Source organism: Streptosporangium amethystogenes subsp. fukuiense (assembly GCF_042665875.1).
GTDB classification, from domain to species: Bacteria; Actinomycetota; Actinomycetes; order Streptosporangiales; family Streptosporangiaceae; genus Streptosporangium; species Streptosporangium fukuiense.
Genome location: NZ_JBHTEE010000001.1, coordinates 7,037,625 through 7,055,011, shown reverse-complemented (window position 1 = coordinate 7,055,011; position 17,387 = coordinate 7,037,625). Strand labels below are relative to the sequence as shown.

Genomic DNA, 17,387 nt, shown 5'->3' with positions numbered 1-17,387 from the left:
GTCTTCAACCTACTAGCAGGATTTTCCCGGTGTGTTCTCCGGACTCCAGGATCCGGTGAGCCTCGGCCGCGTCGCTCAGCGGCACCCGGGCGTGCACCACGGGCCGGATCGCCCCGGCGTCGATCAGGGGCCAGACGTTCTCCACGACCCCGCGTACGACGACCCCCTTCTCGTCGACCGACCGGGCGCGCAGGGTGGTGCCGTGCACCGAGGCCCGCTTGGCCAGCAGGGCTCCCAGGTCCAACTCGCCCTTCGTGCCGCCCTGCAGGCCGATCACGACCAGCCGGCCGCCGGTCCGCAGAGCCCTGACGTTCCCCGGCAGGTACCTGCCACCCATGATGTCGAGGATCACATCGGCCCTGACCTTCTCCGAGAAGTCCTCCCGCCGGTAGTCGATCCCCTCGTCGGCGCCCAGCTCCAGACAGCGGGCGATCTTCTCGGGCGACCCGGCGGTGACGACCACCCGCGAGCCGAACGCCTTCGCCAGCTGGATGGCCATCGTGCCGATCCCACTGGCGCCGCCGTGCACGAGAAGGGTCTCGCCCTTCCGCAGGCGCGCGGTCATGAAGACGTTGGACCAGACGGTGCAGGCCACCTCGGGCAGCCCGGCCGCCTCGACGAGGTCGACGCCGTCGGGCACCCGCATGACCTGTTGCCAGGGTACGGCGACCTTCTCCGCGTACCCGCCGCCACTGAGCAGCGCGCACACCCGGTCACCCGGCGCGAATCCCACGACGTCCGGCCCCACCTCGGCGACCACGCCGGAACACTCGAGTCCCGGGTACGGAGAGGCGCCGGCGGGCGGATCGTAGAAACCCTGCCGCTGCAGCGCGTCGGCCCTGTTGACCGCGGAGGCCGCCACGTCGATGATGATTTCGCCGCGCTCGGGTAACGGGTCGGGAACCTCCCGCCACGTCAGAACTTCCGGCCCACCTGGTTTATCGATCACGATGGCGCGCATGTGAGCAAAGGTATCCGCCAAGCCAACTTGGTGGTTGCTCGCGTTGACAAGAACACAGGGCGTTAACCTGCTATGTGTTTGCTGCCCTTTTATGCCCATCCCGAGGGGGAACACGGTGGCAAGACACGATCGTGAGGAATCTCTCGAGGAACAGCTCGCCTGGCTTGACGCCATCAAAGAGCAGGAGGAGGCGCCGGCCCTGGCGGTGAAGGCCACCACGGTGGACGACACCGTCGTCTCGCCGTACCCGAAGGACCCCTGGAGCCTGGTCCCGGCCGAGCCCGACACGGCGTCCTCGCCGCTGTTCCGCGCGGCCGTCGACTCGGCCCACCCGGTCACGGGCTCGCCGGCGGCCGAACCGCCGGTCGAGGACGCCGACGCGGCCGACTGGATGGAGGCCTCCGACACGGTGAGCTCCTTCACCGTGCCCGCCCCGGCATCCGGCAAGCAGGACAACGACGGCTTTCTCGCGCCGCTCAAGCCCCTGCCGCGCCAGGAGCCCGGCGACAGCGCCCCGGGGGACTTCACCGAGCCGCACATCCGCACCCCGTTCGCGGCGCCCGCGCACGAGCCGGCCCGCGGCCTGTTCGAGCAACCCCAGCGCCAGGCGGAGTCCTCCGAGCCCACCCCTTCGTCCACCTCGTCCACCTCGTCCACCGGGACCGCCGACCCTGAGCCGGCCGCGCCGGCCTCCTCGGACACCCAGCGGTTCACCTTCGGCAGCGACGAACTCGGCGGCACCGACACCGGCCGGTTCTCGTTCGGCGGTGGTTTCGGCAGCGGTCAGGACCGCGCGCAGTCCACCCCGGGGGGTACGGCCTTCTCCTTCGGCAGCGGGGACTTCTCCGTGGAGAGCACCGGGACCGACCGGTCCGAGGCCGGTGGCGATCCGACCGCTCCCGCCGCCGACCGTTTCACCTTCGGCTCCGTGGAAACCGACAGGTTCCCCACCGGCGGCGAATCCACAGGGGCATCGGCGGCGAAGGAGTCGGCCGAGCGCTTCGAACCCGCCCCGGCCCCCGTTCCTCCGCCCTCCCACGAGCCCGAGCAGGCCGAGCCGTTCCGGACACCCGGCTCCTTCGGCGCCGACAGGTCGGAGCCGGCCGCGTCGCCGTCGCCGTCGCCGTCGCCGGAACGTTCCTCGTTCTCCGCCTTCTCGGATTCCTCTTCCGGTCAGGAACGGGAGAGTTTCTTCACACCCGGCCGGGAGAGCGGATCGGCCCAGGAACGTGGTGCCGCCTCCGGATGGGAGGCGGCCTCGGCCCAGGAGCGGATGGAACGGGAGAACCCCTTCGCCCCCGGCAGGGACACGGTCGAACCGGTGCGGGAGCCGTACCAGGCACGCCGCCGTCAGACGGCTCCGGCGGCCGCCTTCGGTACGCCGGCCAGGCAGCACCCCCCGGGCACGGCCCCCCGGCCGTCGGCCGACAGCCTGGATCCGGAGTCGCTGCTCCGTGGACGTCGCAACGCGCCCGCCGGAGGCTGGCGGAAGCTGGTCTACAAGGCGTCCGCAGGGCTGATCAAGCCGGGCGAGTCCCCCGAGGTCCGCCGCCGTCGCGAGCTGGTCGGCCGTGCACGCACCCCGGTGGCCACCGGCCACCACCGCGTCGCCGTGCTCAGCCTCAAGGGCGGCGTCGGCAAGACCACCACCACGGTCGGCCTCGGCGCCACCCTCGCCCAGGTACGCGGAGACCGGGTCATCGCGGTCGACGCCAACCCCGACCGGGGCACCCTGTCGGACAAGGTCGAGCTCGAAACCTCCGCGACGGTTCGCGACCTGCTCAACGAGCGCCAGCAGATCAAGAGGTACGTCGACATCAGGGCCTTCACCTCGCAGGCCCCCTCGCGCCTGGAGATCCTCGCCTCCGACCGTGACCCGTCGGTGTCCGAGGCCTTCAGCGCGTCCGACTACCAGTCGGTCGCCCAGGTCCTGGAGAACTTCTACTCGATCTGCATCACCGACTGCGGCACCGGCCTGCTCCACTCGGCGATGTCCGGCGTGCTCGGCCTCGCCGACCAGCTCGTCCTGGTCAGTTCCCCCTCCGTGGACGGCGCCCGCGCCGCCTCGGCAACCCTGGACTGGCTGGAGGCCCACCACTACGAGGAACTGGTCCGCTCCGCCACCGTGGTGCTGTGCAGCGTCCGCCCGAGGTCGAAGTCGACCGTCGACCTCGACCGCCTGGAAGCCCATTTCGCGGCCCGCTGCCGCGCGGTCATCCGGGTCCCCTACGACACGCATCTGGAGGAGGGCGCGGAGATCGACCTGGAGAGGCTCCAGCCCGCCACCCGCGAGTCCTACCTCCGCCTGGCCGCCTCGGTCGGCGACGGTTTCGCCGGCCCCCAACCCTGATCCGCCGGCCCGGCAGGCTTTGTTGTTCGGCGCCTGCCGGGTCTCGGGCACGTCCGGGCCAATGAGAGACTAGTGTGCAATCTGACACGTTCTTGGGACGTGTCACCAGGAGAGCTCGCCTAGTGGACGATGGCGGCGGTCTTGAAAACCGCTAGGCCGGGTGACCGGTCTCGTGGGTTCGAATCCCACGCTCTCCGCCCAGCTTGAGAAACGGCGCCTGACCAGGGACTTCCCTTGGATCGGGCGCCGTTGATCGTTTCTGGGGTGTGCAGCCGTAGGCCACCGTGAGCGGCTCTCGGCCGGTGTTCGCGGGACATACGCGGGATGGATCTTGAGGACTTTCGCCAGGACGTACCGGCGATCGGCCGCGATTACGAGCGGCTGCCGCCGACCAGCGAGGCGATGATCCGGTGGGCGGCGATCAGTACGCTGTTAAGACGGATCACCCGGGGCCATCCCGCTCAGCGGTCCGGATCTGGCCCACTCGAATGGGCTCGCCGAGTCCAGTGATCAGCTCTCAAACACGTTTTATGAGGGCAGGCAGCATCTCCGAGCGGGAGGCCCCCACAGGAAGAGGCCCGCTCGCCGCGAAGGGCACACGACGGAGCCGCGCGGGCGACGTCCCGTGCTGCTTCCGCCTGTGTTGCGGGCTTGGGTGAAAGTTTCAGTCTCGACGTGCGCGGATGCCTGCCCGCGCCCCCGGCGCTGCTCGGTCCGGCCTGCCCGGTCTTGTCGTGACGATCTCGAACCTCCGGCCTCCCTCGAGAGGGACACCATGGCACTCAGCGTTCGTCATCCTGCCCAGGTTCTGCGCCTTGCCCTCGTCATCGCCCTGACGCTGACCGTCGGCGCGGTGCTGTCCGCTCCCGCCGCGCTCGCCGCTACCTATCGCTCGGCCACCTCCTCGGGCTGGGGCCCCAGCCCAGCGGCGGGAAGGGCGGCCGCCGAAGGCAACGCCCGCGCCGAGTTGAACCAGCAGGCCGCCGCGGCGGGCGAGGTCTGTTCGGATGTGTCCGTCACCACCAGACACCTCTACACCGCGCCCGACGGTTCGGCGTGGATCTATGAGGCGACCGCGTCGGGCAATTGCGTGGTCCCGCCGTCGCTGTCGTACACCGTGTCGCGCACCGAGACCCGTCAGGGCGGTGGCGCGAGCCCGTCTGTCGCCGTCGAGAACGGCTCGCAGGCTGCCCGCGCGGCGCTCCTGGCGGCGGGCCAGGCGTGCACGGGCTACGCCACGACGTCGTCGCTGGTCTACTCCGCGCCCGGCGGCGCGTGGTGGATCTACAACGTCACCGTCTCGGCCACCTGCACCCACTGACCGGCGGTCCTCGCTACGGCTCAGCCTCCACCCGGTGCTGGATCACCGGGCCGTGGTGGGCCGGGGCCTGGCCGCCCTACTCCCACGACGCCGCCGGCCTGACCGCCGACGCCATCCTCACCCTGGCGAGATCACTCCGGACAGGCAGGCGGGGCGGAACGCTTCCCGCGCAGGTCGATCATCCGAAAGAACGCATTGGGCCTCTTCGACCGGCTTCGACAAGGGATGGCCACCGCGAAGCTCCGCATACCGGATGGCGATCCGGCGAGCAGCGGTCACCGGATCATTCACCGGGTGGTACGCATAAAGCCAGTGGAACCCGCACCGACGAGGCATTGGACACCCTCCTTCAGGCCGAGCACCTGGCCCCCGAGCAGATCCGCCATCACCACCTCGGCCGCCAACTCGTCCTGAGCTGGATCCGCCGCCAGAAAAGCAAACCGGCTCACCGATCTGACCCGCCGGCTGCGCGTCACTTGAGGAACCTTCACACCGGGCGGACTTCCCATACCGTAGGGATCATGACCGGGCAAGAGACCCCGCCAATGGCCACCCCCCACGCCGCAGCCGGGGCACTCTTCTTCGACGAACATGACCGCCTGCTTCTGGTCCGCCCCCACTACAAGGACTACCGCGACATCCCCGGCGGCTACATCGAACCCGGCGAGACCCCGTTCCAGGCGTGCGTACGTGAGGTTCACGAGGAACTCGGCATCCAACCGCCGATCGGTGACCTGCTCGTGGTCGACTGGGCACCCCACCCCCAAGAAGGCGACAAGGTCCTGTTCCTCTTCGACGGCGGAACCCTCACCCCGAGCATGCGCGACAGCATCCGACTCGGCACCGACGAACTCGCCGACTACGACTTCCACCCCGTCGCGGAACTACCCAGCCTCCTGATCGAACGACTGGCCAACCGCGTCACGGCCGCCGTCACCGCCCGCACAATCGGCCGCCCGCTGTATCTAGAGCACGGCCAACAGTTGCCGAATTAATCTCGTAGGTATCAAAGCGGCGGCGCGGCGCGCCGCCGTGCGGTCCGCGCTTGCGGGCCCGCGCCGCGCATGTGGCCTGGGGGCCGGTCACGGCGCGAGCGCCGCGCCGACCACTGGCACACCGCCGCCTACCTGGAGACGTCGAACTCGTTTGCAGCCTGCTCGACAGTCTCGCGAAGCTTCAGCCGCTGATCCAATCCCTGCCGCTGAAAACGCTCCATGAGATCGGCAGGAGTCGCCGCAATGACCAGTTTCCCTCTAGCCGTCATGACCCGCTTCGCCGCACCAATGACGGCCCCTACTCCATCGTCATCCCAGGTGGTAACTCCTCCCAGGTCGAGAACCAGGCGCGGAGGGCCGTCCACGCTCAGACTCACTATCTCGCCTTGGAGGAGAGCCGCTGGAGTAGTGTCCTGAGTGAACTTACCCCTCACCTGCAGAACTGTGTACTCATCGTGGTGCACCGATTGAACCTCAAGCGTAGTTCCAGGCCCCTTACCCGGCATGGCACATCCGTCTTCCTGTCCCTGTCCGCTGCTGCTCCATTCTGCCTCCGGCGGGGCACTTCGGCTCCGGGATGATCGGAATTGCAAGTCCCGAGACCGTAGGTGGTTGAGGTGGAAGCCGGATCTTCCCGTCTGCCACGTCCTAGGCGAGCCCAACATCTCGACTCCTCCGGATCAAGGCCGTCTGTGACCGTTGGCATCCCATGACCGAGGAACGTCTGCCGGTTGACGTACACGCGAAGACGGCCTTGGCCCTCCGTCCCCGAGCTATTGCCCCTCCGGGGTGGGACGAGGCAGACGGGAAGATCCGGCGGGGCGGAGGCGTGCGTATGCGTCATGCGATCCCTGAGAGCGACAGGGGTTGGTGTGCTCGTCATAGCCTGGTCGCCATTCACCGCAATTCGGTAAAGGAGCCGCTGTGCGTATCGTCATACCACTGCTCGACCGATTCACCGCCCTTGACGCAGTTGGCCCGTATGAGGTGCTCAAGTTCTTGCCGGGCGCCGAGGTGGTGTTCGCGGCCACCAAGTCCGGGCCGGTGCGGGACGTCCCCAAGTCGCTGGCCATCACCGCCGATGCAACATTCGCTGACATTGACTCCTGTGACGTACTACTGGTTCCCGGGGGACCAGGAACGCGGGGGCTGTTGCAGGATGACAAACTCCTCAATTGGATCCGGCGTATGCACAGGTCGAGCATTTGGACGACTTCCGTGTGTACGGGGTCATTGCTGCTGGGAGCCGCCGGACTGTTGACAGGCCTCTCGGCGACGACCCATTGGGCGGCGATCGATGTGCTGGAGTCGTTCGGGGCTACCTATACGGCCGAGCGTGTGGTGTTTCAGGGAAAGATCGTGACCGCTGCCGGAGTCTCTTCCGGCATCGACATGGCGCTCGCGCTGGCAGCACACATCACCGATCAGACCACTGCCGAGGCGATCCAGCTTGCGATCGAGTACGACCCGCAACCACCGTTCGACACCGGATCCCCCGCGAAAGCATCCCAGGCCGTCAAGGACCTTCTTGCCCGAGGGATTCGCTGACAGCACGAACCCTTGGGCAGCTCCGGAAATACTGCAACGCGTGCCATTCGCGTGTCAGTAAGGTCGGGGAGCAAGGGGGAATCACGGGGACTCACGGACAGGGCAAGGCTGCCCCTGACCGGCGCCGCAGCAGCTCGCCGGGTCACGTACCGAGATCTTGTAAAGTGTAGGCCAGGGGTTCGATTCTCTTCGTCGATTTGCGTGCGAAAAGCCAGGCCATCCTTTATCCGGCGACCTGGCCTTTCACTGTTCACGGGAACTCCGTGATCTTCCGTGACCGATGGCTTCTCGTGCCTCCTTGAACGCCTGCCCAAGCGCCTTGGCGATGACCTTGCCCCGGTCCTGACCGGCGTGCTGGTAGATCAAGCACCGCCCGCGTGGAGGAGTGCCCATGTGGGACATCAGCCGATCTCGAATCCGGTCGGGGATTTCTGCATAAAACATACACATGAGTACGGCGGAATCGCCACGAGCGACAGTTACGATCACGCGGTGGACGCAACGAATGATCTTCCTGACGTGCATCACCCGCGTGCTCCCATTGACGTCAAAGGTGGGGCGTGGGTGACGGTCGCCGTATTACTGGGGTTTGGGATGATGTATGCGACGAGTGCTCCCGGGTGGCACTATGCGTGGTTCATGCTTTTTGGCCCCGGCTGGCTGTTGTTCGGCGCCGGCTGGCTGATCGTGCTCGGCGTCCTCCTTGTTATGCCTGGGAGGCTGGTCGCATTGCGCCGAAACTGGCCGTTCTGGGCCGTGCCGCCCCTGATCGTGGTGCTGGTCGCCTCACTGGTCTACGTCGGTGCACCGGTCAAGATGCGTTTCGAGTTGTCGCGCGCCGACCTCGACCACTTGGCGAAGGCGATGTCAGAGGGGACGCCGCCTGGAAAGCGGAATTGGATCGGCCTGTATCCCGTCGAGTACCTTGAAGGATCCCCCAGCGCCTTCGGCTTCATGATCGATGACACGGGTTTCTTCACCAGTTATGGTCTCGCCTGGGTCCCGAACGGTGATCCGTACGACATCGACGGACCTGGCACCTACGAACACATCGACGGACCCTGGTACATCTGGGAGATCAGCGACTGGTAGGGGGCTCGTCCGTCTCGGGCACCAGGGGCTCATCAGGGCCGGAGTAGCTCGGCGAGGTGATCCGTTTGCCTTATGGGAGCCACTTTGGGAGTTACCCAGACGGGCGATCATGGACTGGGTTGAACAGATCCGAACGGCCGGACGAGCTTGTGAAACGGCGTCTGACCAGGGACTTCCCTTGGGTCAGGCGCCGTTGATCGTTTCCGGGGTGTGCGGCCGTGTGCGCTGGTCGTGGGATGGAAACGGCCGTGTTCGCCCAGCTCGGCCAGGCGAAAAGAAAGGGTCTCGGGATGACCGGGACCATCTCCCCGCACCCGGTGGACTCACGCCGTCGGCGCATCCTCGATTCTCCGGTCGGCGATCTCCGCGCCCCCGCCGATGCACTTCGCGTGGACCTTGAGCAGCACGTCCACCTCGTGCCCCGTCCGCTCTGCCGTCCGGAGCCGCCACCCGGTCCCCTCATCCCAGTCCCGCCGGCTCCCCAGCGGGAACCTGGACGGCGCCATCCGCAGGAACTGGCTTGGTGAGGAAGGCGGTCGCGCCGTCGAACGACTCCGTTCGGTAGCCCTGGGCGTGGTAGAGGCGGATGTTGCGTTGACTCTCGGCACCGGTGAACAGCACGATGCGGCGGCAGCCGGCCTCGGCCGCGGCTTCGGCCTCGCGTAGCAGCCGGCGCCCCACGCCCCGGCCTCGCAGATCGGGGACGACGCCGAGCCGGCCCACGTGCCAGTCGCCGTCCACGCTGCGCGCCCGCACCATGCCCAGGAGCCGGCCATCCCGCCACAGGCCCGTGGTGTGCCAGGTGGCCAGCCATTCGCGTACCTGCTCCAGCGACTCCCCCAGAGCGGGGATGGCCAGGGTGTCGTTGGCCAGCGCCTCCTCCAGCCAGCAGCAGCGCTGGAGCACCAGGACCTCCGAGGCGTCGTCGGGGGTCAGCGCTCTCACATACGACCCCGGCAGCGGCCCCGATCGCGACCGAGCCTGTTCGCGCAGCGGCCGGAGGGCGTGGGCGACCCGGACGAGTTCGTCCAGGACCCCGGTGGCGGTCGCGTCGCGGCCGGCGTCCGGGCGGAGTCGCCCGTTCTCCATCGTGTCGCCGATGCGCAGGGCGACCGTGGCGCCCAGCGGCACCAGCCGCAGCGTGGTCACCACCTGCTTGGCGTGCTGGACCGACCGGGTGCCCGCCGAGGTGTTGCCGTAACTGACGAACCCCATCGGCTTCCACGCCCATTCGCGGCCCAGGTAGTCGAGGGCGTTCTTGAAGGTCGCCGGCATGCCGTAGTTGTACTCAGGGGTGACCGCGATGAAGCCGTCCGCCGCGTCCACCATCGTGCTCCACCGCTTGGTGTGCTCGTGCCGGTAGACACCGGATGCCGGTGGGTCCTCCTCGTCGAGGAAAGGCAGGCCGAGGTCGCCAAGGGCCACCGGCACGAGTTCCACGCCGAGTTCCACGGCGCGTGGCGCGATCGTCTCGATCAGCCACTCTCCCACCGCCGGGCCGCGGGCGCCGGGACGGGTGCTGCACATCAGGACGAGGACACGCGCAGTTTTCGTTGACATGTAAACGAACGTAACTGATAACTTGTTTACATGTCAACGAAACGGCCCTCCGCGACGGTGCGCTGGCTCGACGCGGACGAGGAACGAGCCTGGCGCGCCCTGCGCCGCATGATGATCGCGGTCCAGTCACGCACCGCGCACGACCTGGCCGCGATCGGCCTGTCCGATCCCGACTACGAAGTGCTCAGCACACTCTCCGAGCGTCCCGGCCACACCAGCACGCTGCGCGAGCAGGCCGCCAAGATGGGCTGGTCACGCAGCCGCCTGTCCCGGCACGCCACCCGTATGGAGGCCCGAGGTCTCGTACGGCGCGAGCCTGATCCGGACGACGGCCGAGGCTGCTACCTCGTCCTCACCGAACGCGGCCTGGAAACGCTCGGGGACGCCGCCCCCACCCACCTGGAGTCGGTCCGCCGCCACGTCATCGACCGGCTCTCGCCCGCGGACCTCTCCGCCCTGGAAAGCATCGCCTCCAAACTGGAGGAACCCGCATGAGCTTCACCGGCGGTACCGGCCGACCGGGCGGCGTCTCGTCAACTTTTTTCAGGGCGCTCCGGCTGCTGCGAGACCGGGAGAAGGGCGTACTGCCGCGGAGCCTCCCGGAGAACGAGCGGCTCAGGCTTGCCCCATGCGCTCTCATTGACGAAGGCAGGATGACGGTCGCCGGAGCGTCAGTGAGGCCGCGTGTGGCCACTTCATGTCCACGTACTGCCAACCGCCACGAAGGCGTCGCGAGATGTCAGCGTGTCAGTGCGCGGGCCCTGCTCGTCGAAGGGGGACGGTGGATGGCACGCTCTTTGTCGTGCCGGGTGGGGCAGGCTGTAGAGGAGTTCGGCGACCGCGGACGCCGGCGCGCTCGACGGCGCGTAGGTACCGGGTGAGGTCGCGGCCGCACTTCACGCTGTCGCCGACTTCACCGGGGACATCTCGACGATGTCGATTTGTTTCCGCGCTCCTGAGCAGGTAACTCTCGCAACGAGCGCAGGGGTGAGGCATAGGCGATCGCGGTGCCAAGGAGCATTACGCCGCTGCCGATGACGAGGGTGGCTCGGAGGCCGAGCAGCGATCCGAGCAATCCGCTGATAAGCGCGCCGAGGGGCTGCGTTCCGTAGACGAGGAATCTCCAGGTGGCGTTGACCCGAGAGAGCAGGGTGGGGATGATCAGAGCCTGCCGGAGGGTCTGCTGGTTGACGCTGTAGAGCGATGGCCCAACTCCCCGTAGCACCTGCGCCGCGGCCAGAACGGTGAGCGTGAGCGGCAGAGGGCTGCCTGCGGCTGCGAGTACCGGGCCGGCGATGGCCGCAAGGAACATCCCCGTGATGAAGGATCGGCCCGGGCCGATGCGTTGGGTGATCGGGGCCACGACCAGAGCGCCGAGGATCCCCGCCACGCCGCCGATCGCGATGACCGCACCGATCAAAGCCGGGGACAGGTTGAGATCTTTGACCAGATAGAGCACCAGGATGACGTTCTGGATCTGTCCGCCGAGCGCGCCGAGAGTGGCCGCCAGTGTTGTGGCGCGAATGATTCGATGGGCGAAGACCGCGCGCACTCCGTCGAGGATGTCGGCCCACAGGTGACGTTGATGCCGTTCGGTGGAGACGACGGCCGGGCCGGGGGTGCGGATGCGCGCCTTGCACAGTCCGGCGAGCAGGAAGGAGACGGCGTCGACGACGATGGCGATCGGTGCGGTGAGCAGCGAGACCAGTACACCGCCCAACGCTGAGCCGGTCGTGGTGACGGTCGCGTTGCTCAGCATGAGCGCGCTGTTGGCCGGCAACAACTGCTCCCGTGGCACCAGTACGGGGGTGAATGACTGAGCGGTCACGGCCTCGAAGAGGCCGCAGACGCCGGTGAGAACCATCACGACGTACAGATGCCAGATCTGCAGCACCCCGAGCACGGCCGCGACCGGGACCGAGCCCAGCAGCAAGGCCTGCGCCAGGTCTGCCAGAACGAGTATCCGCCGATAGGGCATGCGGTCCACCCACGCCCCGGCGGGCAACCCCAGAACGAGGTGCGGAAGCAACGCCGCCGCACCGAGAAGCCCCATCTGGGCGGGCGAGGCGTTCAGATGGACAACGGCTGTCAACGGCAGTGCCACCATGGTGACGCTCGATCCGAGCAGCGACGTGCAATTGCCGACGAAGAGCCGGCGGAAGTCGGGATATCGACGCAGAACCGACCGTGGCCGAGACGAAGGGCGGTCACCGTCATCGGTCTTCTCCGGCGGTGCCGGGGTTTCCCCCTCATCGGCGGCCATGGCCGGACGCTACCGAAGTCTCCGGGCAGATGCGTCATCGCCTGCAGGCCCTCGGGGATTTCGCGGCGCAACCCCTCGCCGTCAGGTCACGAAATGAAAGTTTCCCGGTTCATTGACAGTTGGAAAGCGCTTTCCTATGGTGTGACTGTCCGCCAACACGGACGTGTTCACACATGTGAGCGGTGCGCACTCGCTGGGGGGAATCCGGAGCGCAGGTCACCCAGGCCTGCCGGACCAGCAAGGAGTTCGGCTGTGAAAAACAGGTTCGACAGGAGGGCCGCCGCGGTCGCCATCGCCGGCGCGGTCGCCGTATCCGGGTGGGCGCTCGGCACCTCCGCGGCCGCGGTCGGTGTGGCCTTGCCGATGATCCAGGTCTCGGCGGCCGGCAGCGCCACCGGCTACGCGACCGGCAACGGCGGGACCACCGGAGGTGCGGGCGGGCAGACGGTAAGGGCCACCACGGGGACCGCGATCCACGCGGCCCTGTGCGGCCGGGCCAGCAGCAGCACCCCGATCACCATCGAGGTCGAGGGGACCATCAATCACGGCAATACCAGCAAGGTGTCGGGCACAAGCTGCAACACCGCCGCCGGCGTGATCGAACTCAAGCAGATCAGCAACGTCACGATCATCGGGGTCGGCAATGGGGCCGTCTTCGACCAGCTGGGCATCCACATCCGCGACTCCAGCAACATCATCATCCAGAACGTCACCGTCCGCAACGTCAAGAAGTCGGGCTCGCCCACCTCCAACGGCGGCGACGCCATCGGCATGGAGAGCACCGTCCGCAACATCTGGGTCGACCACGTCACCCTGGAGGCATCGGGTGGGGAGTCGGAGGGGTTCGACGGCCTCTTCGACATGAAGGACGACACCCAGTACGTGACCCTGTCCTACAGCACCCTGCGCAACTCCGGCCGCGGCGGGCTCATCGGGTCCAGCGAGAGCGACCGCTCGAACGGCTTCATCACCTTCCACCACAACCTGTACGAGAACATCGACTCCCGCACACCCCTGCTGCGTGGCGGCATAGCCCACATCTACAACAACTCCTATGTGAACCTCCACGAGTCCGGCATCAACTCACGGGCCGGGGCCCGCGCGAAGGTGGAGAACAACTACTTCAAGGACTCCAAGGACGTCCTGGGCACCTTCTACACCAGCGAGGCCGGCTACTGGCAGGTCGCCGGCAACATCTTCGACAACGTGACCTGGTCGGCCCCCGGCGGCGACAACGCCCCCGCCGGACCCAACCCGCAGTCCAACACCACCGTCAGCATCCCGTACTCCTACAGCCTCGACGGGGCGAGCTGCGTGCCGGACATCGTCCGCCAGACGGCGGGCGCCAACAAGGGGCTGCGGGTGTCGAACGGCAGCTGCTCGCCGCAGACGCCGACGCCGACGCCGACAGTGACGCCCACGGTGACGCCGACTCCCACCCCCACGATCACCCCTCCGCCCAGCGGGACCAACCTCAGCATCGGGGCCGGTTCCGACGGCTCCAGCAAGGCCGACGGGACGAGCTACGGCAACGTACGCGACGGCAACCTGAGCACCTACTGGTCGCCGACCGGTTCGACCGGTGACATCTCGATCAAGTGGAGTTCCGCCAAGACGGTGTCCAGGGTCGTCATCCGTGAGGCGTCAGGCTCCGCGGGCGGCATCGGGGCCTGGCAGCTCCTCAACGGCACCACCGGCACCGTCCTGAAATCCGGCAGCGGGGCGGGCACCATCACCTTCGCCGCGACCTCACTGAGCAAGATCACCTTCAGGATCACCGGCTCGACCGGCGCGCCGAAGGTCGCCGAGTTCGAGACCTACGCCGGGTAACAGGTCGGTCCCACCGTCCGCTACCGATCGCCCGGAACAGGGGCGGGGCCGTCCAATCGACGAGCCCCGCCCTTCGGCTTCGGACGGCCCGCGCGCGGCCTCATGCGGGTCGGATGCCTCGATGCGCGCCAGGAACTCGGGGCGGAGGCTGGACAGCCTCCCCAAGGCGGTCTCGGCTCGGGCCCGACAGGTCCGCCGCGTCCCCTCCCTCTCGTCGGCAACCGGCAAGGGCCTCACCTCGAACCTTTCCGGCGCACGGGTTCCGGCCTGTCCGCCTCCCGGGGGTCAGCACACGATGAAGATGCTCTTCCAGCCGACGGGTGTCCTCTGCTCCGCGTTGCGGTTGGACGGCAGCTCGAAGTGCATCACACCCTGCGTGTCGGGCTGGTTGTACATCCGGCCGCTCTGGCCGTCGCCGTACCACTTGTACGACCCGTGGAAGGGGATGTTGGACGGGCCGCACCGGTCAATGACCACTGACCGGCCGGTGAAGCCCGGCCCTTCGTAGGCCACATACTGTGAGGCGTAGGCGGCGCTGCCCATGACCGCGACCATGGCGGCGGAGATGACGGGGACGAGGGCGATTCGCTTCACGATGTTCCTCCCGATGATCTCAGTGATCTACCGCGAGTATGCATACCATTACCCTGAGTGAACGAAACATGCTGTGCATGGTCTGGACCGCTCGCCGAAAGCATCGCCGGGGCAATGACCTTCCCCTGAAGAACGGACAGGGCATTAGGAACTCGCCGTTCGGACCCGACAACACAGAGGTCCCCCAGAACGCCTGTCCCGGAAATCCGCGCCTGAGGCACTGAGGGGCCGAGTTCATTGCCGGACCAGTTCGGAGCCGTTGCTACCGTTATGACAAGCTTCTGGGTACGGCTGCCGCGCTCCTCGTCCGGCTCCGATCATGACACCAAAGGGGAAGAGCCCTATCCCAACTCGGGCAGCCGGTCCAGACGGTCGCGGTGGGCCTGAGGCAGGTGGAGCCGAGCCGCGGCGAGGTTCTCCTCCAGGTGGTCCATCCGGGCGGTGCCCGGGATCGGGAGAATGACCGACGAGTGGCCGAGGAGCCAGGCGAGCGCGACTTGCGTGGGGGTGGCGCCGAGTTCGGCCGCCACGGCGGCGATCTCGGCCTGCGCTCCCGACGCCCCTGCCGCGACAGGCCGCCATGGGAGGAACGCGATCCCCGCCGCCTCACAGGCCGCGAGCACGGGCTCGTGTTCGCGGTCCAGTATGTTGTAGCGGTTCTGCACGCTCGCGACGTCGATGATTTCCCGTGCCCGGTCGAGTTCGGCGACGGTGACCTCGGACAGTCCGATCCGGCCGAGCTTGCCATCGGTCTGGAGGTCCCGCAGCGTGCCGAGCTGGTCGGAGAGGGGCGTCTCCGGGTCGATACGGTGCAGTTGGAGCAGCTCGATGCGTTCTACGCGGAGCCGGCGCAGAGCCTGGTCGACCTGATCGCGCAGGATGGCCGGACGTCCGTCGAGTCTCCACTCGCCCGCAGGGCCCGTTCGTGCGACGCCGACCTTGGTGGTGATGAGCAGGCCGTCCGCGTAGGGGTACAGGGCTTCGGCGAGCAGTTCCTCGTTGGCTCCTCCGCCGTACAGGTGGGCGGTGTCGATCAGCGTGACGCCCAGGTCGACGGCCCGCCGGGCGACCGCGAGGGAGGTCTCACGAGCGGGGCCCGGCTCGGTCGGCAACTGCATGGCCCCGAATCCGAGCCGCCGTACCCCCAACTCCCCGCCGATACGAAACTCGGTCGACGTCATGCGCTGTCTTCGCTCCCTTGATCGGCGGACAACTCTAACAGCGCGGTCGGCCCAGGAGCGAGGTCTGGGGAACCCGTCCGGATCCTGGGTTGCGTTCGAACCCCGGGATGGTGTTATCGTGAAATCGGCTCGTCGATGTGGTCGATCTGATCCTCTTTTCGATTCAGAGCCCTTCTCTCGCCGCCGCTGAGCGTCGGTATTTCGTTTTCGCCCGCCACCGCGGGTGTCATTTCCCGTTCGGCGACCGGACGGCGTCAGCACACGCCCTCCCCGCGCGCATGGATCGCCTGCCGCCTGCCGGGACTTCATCGCACCATGCCCGCCATCGGGCCGAACCGGTGCACATCCCTCCTTCCCATCGCCCATTTCGGCTCTTAAGGACACGCCCATGACCATCACCACCGACCGGCCTTCGAAAAGGAGTGCCGCGACCACCGTTCCGACGGCTCGGAACAGTACACGCCCGCCCGCCGAAGAACGGGAGGTGACCGGTTTGCTCGATGTCCGCGGCGGGAGGGCCTACCTCAGGGCGGGCGGCTACCTCCCCGGCGAGGACGATCTCTGCCTGCCCGCCGCCCAAGTGAAGGCGCTCGGTCTGCGCCCAGGCGACCTGATCACAGCGGCACTGCGCAAGCCGTCCGGCAAGCCGGCCGAGGTGTTGTCGATCGACGGCGCGGAACCGGGCGTGGCACGGCCACACTTCGCCGACATGACGCCCGTCCACCCCCACCGACGCCTGCTGTTGGAGACGGGATCGCCGATCACACGCCTGATCGACCTCGTCACCCCGGTCGGCCTGGGGCAGCGCGGCCTGATCGCCGCGCCACCGAAGGCCGGGAAGACCATGGCACTCAAGGCGATCGCCGACGCCATCGCGGCGAACCATCCCACGGTCCACCTCATGGTGGTGCTCGTGGGCGAGCGCCCCGAGGAGGTCACCGATTTCCGCCGGCAGGTGCGCGGCGAGGTGATCGCCTCGACGTTCGACCAGCCCGAACGCGACCATACGGTGCTCGCCGAACTCGCGATCGAGCGGGCCAAACGGCTCGTCGAGCACGGCAGGAACGTCGTCGTCCTCCTGGACTCCCTGACCCGGCTCGGCAGGGCGTACAACGTCATCGCCCCGAAAGGCGGCAAGACGCTGACGGGTGGAGTCGACGCGTACGCCGTCCACCAGCCGAAACGGCTCTTCGGCGCGGCCCGCGCGACCGAGGAGGGCGGCTCGCTCTCCATCCTGGCGACCGCGCTCGTCGAGACGGGCTCGCGGATGGACGACTATCTCTTCGAGGAGTTCAAGAGCACCGGCAACATGGAGCTGCGGCTTGACCGGACTCTCGCCGAGCAGCGTCTGTTCCCCGCGGTGGATGTGACATCCTCCAGCACACGGCGGGAGGAACTGCTCCTCGCCGACGACGAGCGAGAGATCATCTGGAAACTCCGGCAGGTGCTCGCGGGCCTGGACCGTGAGCCGGCGCTCACCGGGATACTCGACGGTCTGCGCACGTCATCGTCCAATGCCGTCTTCCTCCGGAAGCTCGCGCTTTCGCGGAACCCTCGCTGAGGCCGACAGGGAATCCACCGCCCGGCCACACGGTCCCACGACCGTTCCCAAGTGCGCGCGGCCGGCCGAAAACTTCCAAACCCGCATCGACCGGCCACGACGGCCGAGGGAACCTGGGCACGAAGTTCATC

Annotated in this window: 15 protein-coding genes and 1 tRNA gene; 9 read left to right on the top strand and 7 right to left on the bottom strand. The window is 67.8% G+C overall.

Annotated elements, in window-relative coordinates:
* Nucleotides 1-4 precede the first annotated feature (4 nt).
* Nucleotides 5-961 carry an NAD(P)H-quinone oxidoreductase gene (locus tag ACFQVD_RS31125; RefSeq protein ID WP_343970797.1) on the bottom strand — a complete coding sequence of 319 codons (957 nt, stop codon included), beginning with the start codon at nucleotides 959-961 and terminating at the stop codon, nucleotides 5-7.
* A 115-nt stretch (nucleotides 962-1,076) separates the two neighbouring features.
* Here ACFQVD_RS31125 and ACFQVD_RS31120 point away from each other — a divergent pair, with 115 nt between their 5' ends.
* From ACFQVD_RS31120 to ACFQVD_RS31110, 3 genes are all read left to right on the top strand, one after another.
* Nucleotides 1,077-3,311 (top strand): nucleotide-binding protein, encoded by a 2,235-nt coding sequence (locus tag ACFQVD_RS31120; protein ID WP_343970800.1) that lies wholly within the window; start codon nucleotides 1,077-1,079, stop codon nucleotides 3,309-3,311.
* A 108-nt stretch (nucleotides 3,312-3,419) separates the two neighbouring features.
* Nucleotides 3,420-3,508 (top strand) — tRNA-Ser (locus ACFQVD_RS31115).
* 578 nt (nucleotides 3,509-4,086) lie between these two features.
* Complete coding sequence (locus ACFQVD_RS31110) at nucleotides 4,087-4,632, top strand: hypothetical protein (RefSeq protein WP_343970803.1); 546 nt, start codon at nucleotides 4,087-4,089, stop codon at nucleotides 4,630-4,632.
* A 287-nt stretch (nucleotides 4,633-4,919) separates the two neighbouring features.
* Here the strand turns inward: ACFQVD_RS31110 and ACFQVD_RS31105 are convergent, their stop codons facing one another.
* A complete protein-coding gene (locus ACFQVD_RS31105) occupies nucleotides 4,920-5,108 on the bottom strand; it encodes a hypothetical protein (protein ID WP_343970806.1) in 189 nt (62 codons plus the stop codon).
* A 45-nt stretch (nucleotides 5,109-5,153) separates the two neighbouring features.
* Here ACFQVD_RS31105 and ACFQVD_RS31100 point away from each other — a divergent pair, with 45 nt between their 5' ends.
* Nucleotides 5,154-5,627, top strand: a complete 474-nt coding sequence (locus ACFQVD_RS31100) for an NUDIX hydrolase (RefSeq protein WP_343970809.1) — start codon at nucleotides 5,154-5,156, stop codon at nucleotides 5,625-5,627.
* A gap of 128 nt (nucleotides 5,628-5,755) precedes the next feature.
* Here the strand turns inward: ACFQVD_RS31100 and ACFQVD_RS31095 are convergent, their stop codons facing one another.
* Entirely contained in the window at nucleotides 5,756-6,091 is a 336-nt protein-coding gene (locus ACFQVD_RS31095; protein ID WP_343970812.1) for an STAS domain-containing protein, read from the bottom strand.
* A gap of 460 nt (nucleotides 6,092-6,551) precedes the next feature.
* Here ACFQVD_RS31095 and ACFQVD_RS31090 point away from each other — a divergent pair, with 460 nt between their 5' ends.
* Both ACFQVD_RS31090 and ACFQVD_RS31085 read left to right on the top strand, forming a co-directional pair.
* Nucleotides 6,552-7,175 (top strand): DJ-1/PfpI family protein, encoded by a 624-nt coding sequence (locus ACFQVD_RS31090; protein ID WP_343970815.1) that lies wholly within the window; start codon nucleotides 6,552-6,554, stop codon nucleotides 7,173-7,175.
* Nucleotides 7,176-7,448: 273 nt separating this feature from the next.
* Nucleotides 7,449-8,267 carry a hypothetical protein gene (locus ACFQVD_RS31085; protein ID WP_343970818.1) on the top strand — a complete coding sequence of 273 codons (819 nt, stop codon included), beginning with the start codon at nucleotides 7,449-7,451 and terminating at the stop codon, nucleotides 8,265-8,267.
* A gap of 459 nt (nucleotides 8,268-8,726) precedes the next feature.
* Here ACFQVD_RS31085 and ACFQVD_RS31080 read toward each other — a convergent pair whose 3' ends face one another.
* A complete protein-coding gene (locus ACFQVD_RS31080) occupies nucleotides 8,727-9,827 on the bottom strand; it encodes a bifunctional NAD(P)H-dependent oxidoreductase/GNAT family N-acetyltransferase (protein WP_343970821.1) in 1,101 nt (366 codons plus the stop codon).
* A 30-nt stretch (nucleotides 9,828-9,857) separates the two neighbouring features.
* Here ACFQVD_RS31080 and ACFQVD_RS31075 point away from each other — a divergent pair, with 30 nt between their 5' ends.
* On the top strand, nucleotides 9,858-10,322 hold the full coding sequence (locus tag ACFQVD_RS31075; protein ID WP_343970824.1) for a MarR family winged helix-turn-helix transcriptional regulator: 465 nt from the start codon (nucleotides 9,858-9,860) through the stop codon (nucleotides 10,320-10,322).
* A gap of 418 nt (nucleotides 10,323-10,740) precedes the next feature.
* Here the strand turns inward: ACFQVD_RS31075 and ACFQVD_RS31070 are convergent, their stop codons facing one another.
* Nucleotides 10,741-12,090 carry an MFS transporter gene (locus ACFQVD_RS31070; RefSeq protein WP_343970827.1) on the bottom strand — a complete coding sequence of 450 codons (1,350 nt, stop codon included), beginning with the start codon at nucleotides 12,088-12,090 and terminating at the stop codon, nucleotides 10,741-10,743.
* 363 nt (nucleotides 12,091-12,453) lie between these two features.
* Between ACFQVD_RS31070 and ACFQVD_RS31065 the strand changes: the two genes are divergently transcribed.
* Nucleotides 12,454-13,920, top strand: a complete 1,467-nt coding sequence (locus ACFQVD_RS31065) for a pectate lyase family protein (RefSeq protein WP_343970961.1) — start codon at nucleotides 12,454-12,456, stop codon at nucleotides 13,918-13,920.
* 285 nt (nucleotides 13,921-14,205) lie between these two features.
* Here ACFQVD_RS31065 and ACFQVD_RS31060 read toward each other — a convergent pair whose 3' ends face one another.
* Together ACFQVD_RS31060 and ACFQVD_RS31055 are read right to left on the bottom strand one after the other, a co-directional pair.
* Nucleotides 14,206-14,514 (bottom strand): MiAMP1 family antimicrobial peptide, encoded by a 309-nt coding sequence (locus ACFQVD_RS31060; protein WP_343970830.1) that lies wholly within the window; start codon nucleotides 14,512-14,514, stop codon nucleotides 14,206-14,208.
* A 341-nt stretch (nucleotides 14,515-14,855) separates the two neighbouring features.
* Entirely contained in the window at nucleotides 14,856-15,695 is an 840-nt protein-coding gene (locus ACFQVD_RS31055; RefSeq protein ID WP_343970833.1) for an aldo/keto reductase, read from the bottom strand.
* A gap of 484 nt (nucleotides 15,696-16,179) precedes the next feature.
* Here ACFQVD_RS31055 and rho point away from each other — a divergent pair, with 484 nt between their 5' ends.
* Nucleotides 16,180-17,256: a transcription termination factor Rho gene (gene rho, locus ACFQVD_RS31050; protein WP_343970836.1), complete on the top strand. Its 1,077-nt coding sequence runs from the start codon at nucleotides 16,180-16,182 to the stop codon at nucleotides 17,254-17,256.
* Nucleotides 17,257-17,387 lie beyond the last annotated feature (131 nt).

What these genes read in the sequence shown, in the direction of transcription:
- ACFQVD_RS31055 (WP_343970833.1), bottom strand. Translation starts at nt 15,695, where the DNA reads ATGACGTCGACCGAGTTTCGTATCGGCGGGGAGTTGGGGGTACGGCGG.
- ACFQVD_RS31070 (WP_343970827.1), bottom strand. Translation starts at nt 12,090, where the DNA reads ATGGCCGCCGATGAGGGGGAAACCCCGGCACCGCCGGAGAAGACCGAT.
- ACFQVD_RS31100 (WP_343970809.1), top strand. Translation starts at nt 5,154, where the DNA reads ATGACCGGGCAAGAGACCCCGCCAATGGCCACCCCCCACGCCGCAGCC.
- ACFQVD_RS31125 (WP_343970797.1), bottom strand. Translation starts at nt 961, where the DNA reads ATGCGCGCCATCGTGATCGATAAACCAGGTGGGCCGGAAGTTCTGACG.
- ACFQVD_RS31075 (WP_343970824.1), top strand. Translation starts at nt 9,858, where the DNA reads ATGTCAACGAAACGGCCCTCCGCGACGGTGCGCTGGCTCGACGCGGAC.
- ACFQVD_RS31080 (WP_343970821.1), bottom strand. Translation starts at nt 9,827, where the DNA reads ATGTCAACGAAAACTGCGCGTGTCCTCGTCCTGATGTGCAGCACCCGT.
- ACFQVD_RS31110 (WP_343970803.1), top strand. Translation starts at nt 4,087, where the DNA reads ATGGCACTCAGCGTTCGTCATCCTGCCCAGGTTCTGCGCCTTGCCCTC.
- ACFQVD_RS31065 (WP_343970961.1), top strand. Translation starts at nt 12,454, where the DNA reads ATGATCCAGGTCTCGGCGGCCGGCAGCGCCACCGGCTACGCGACCGGC.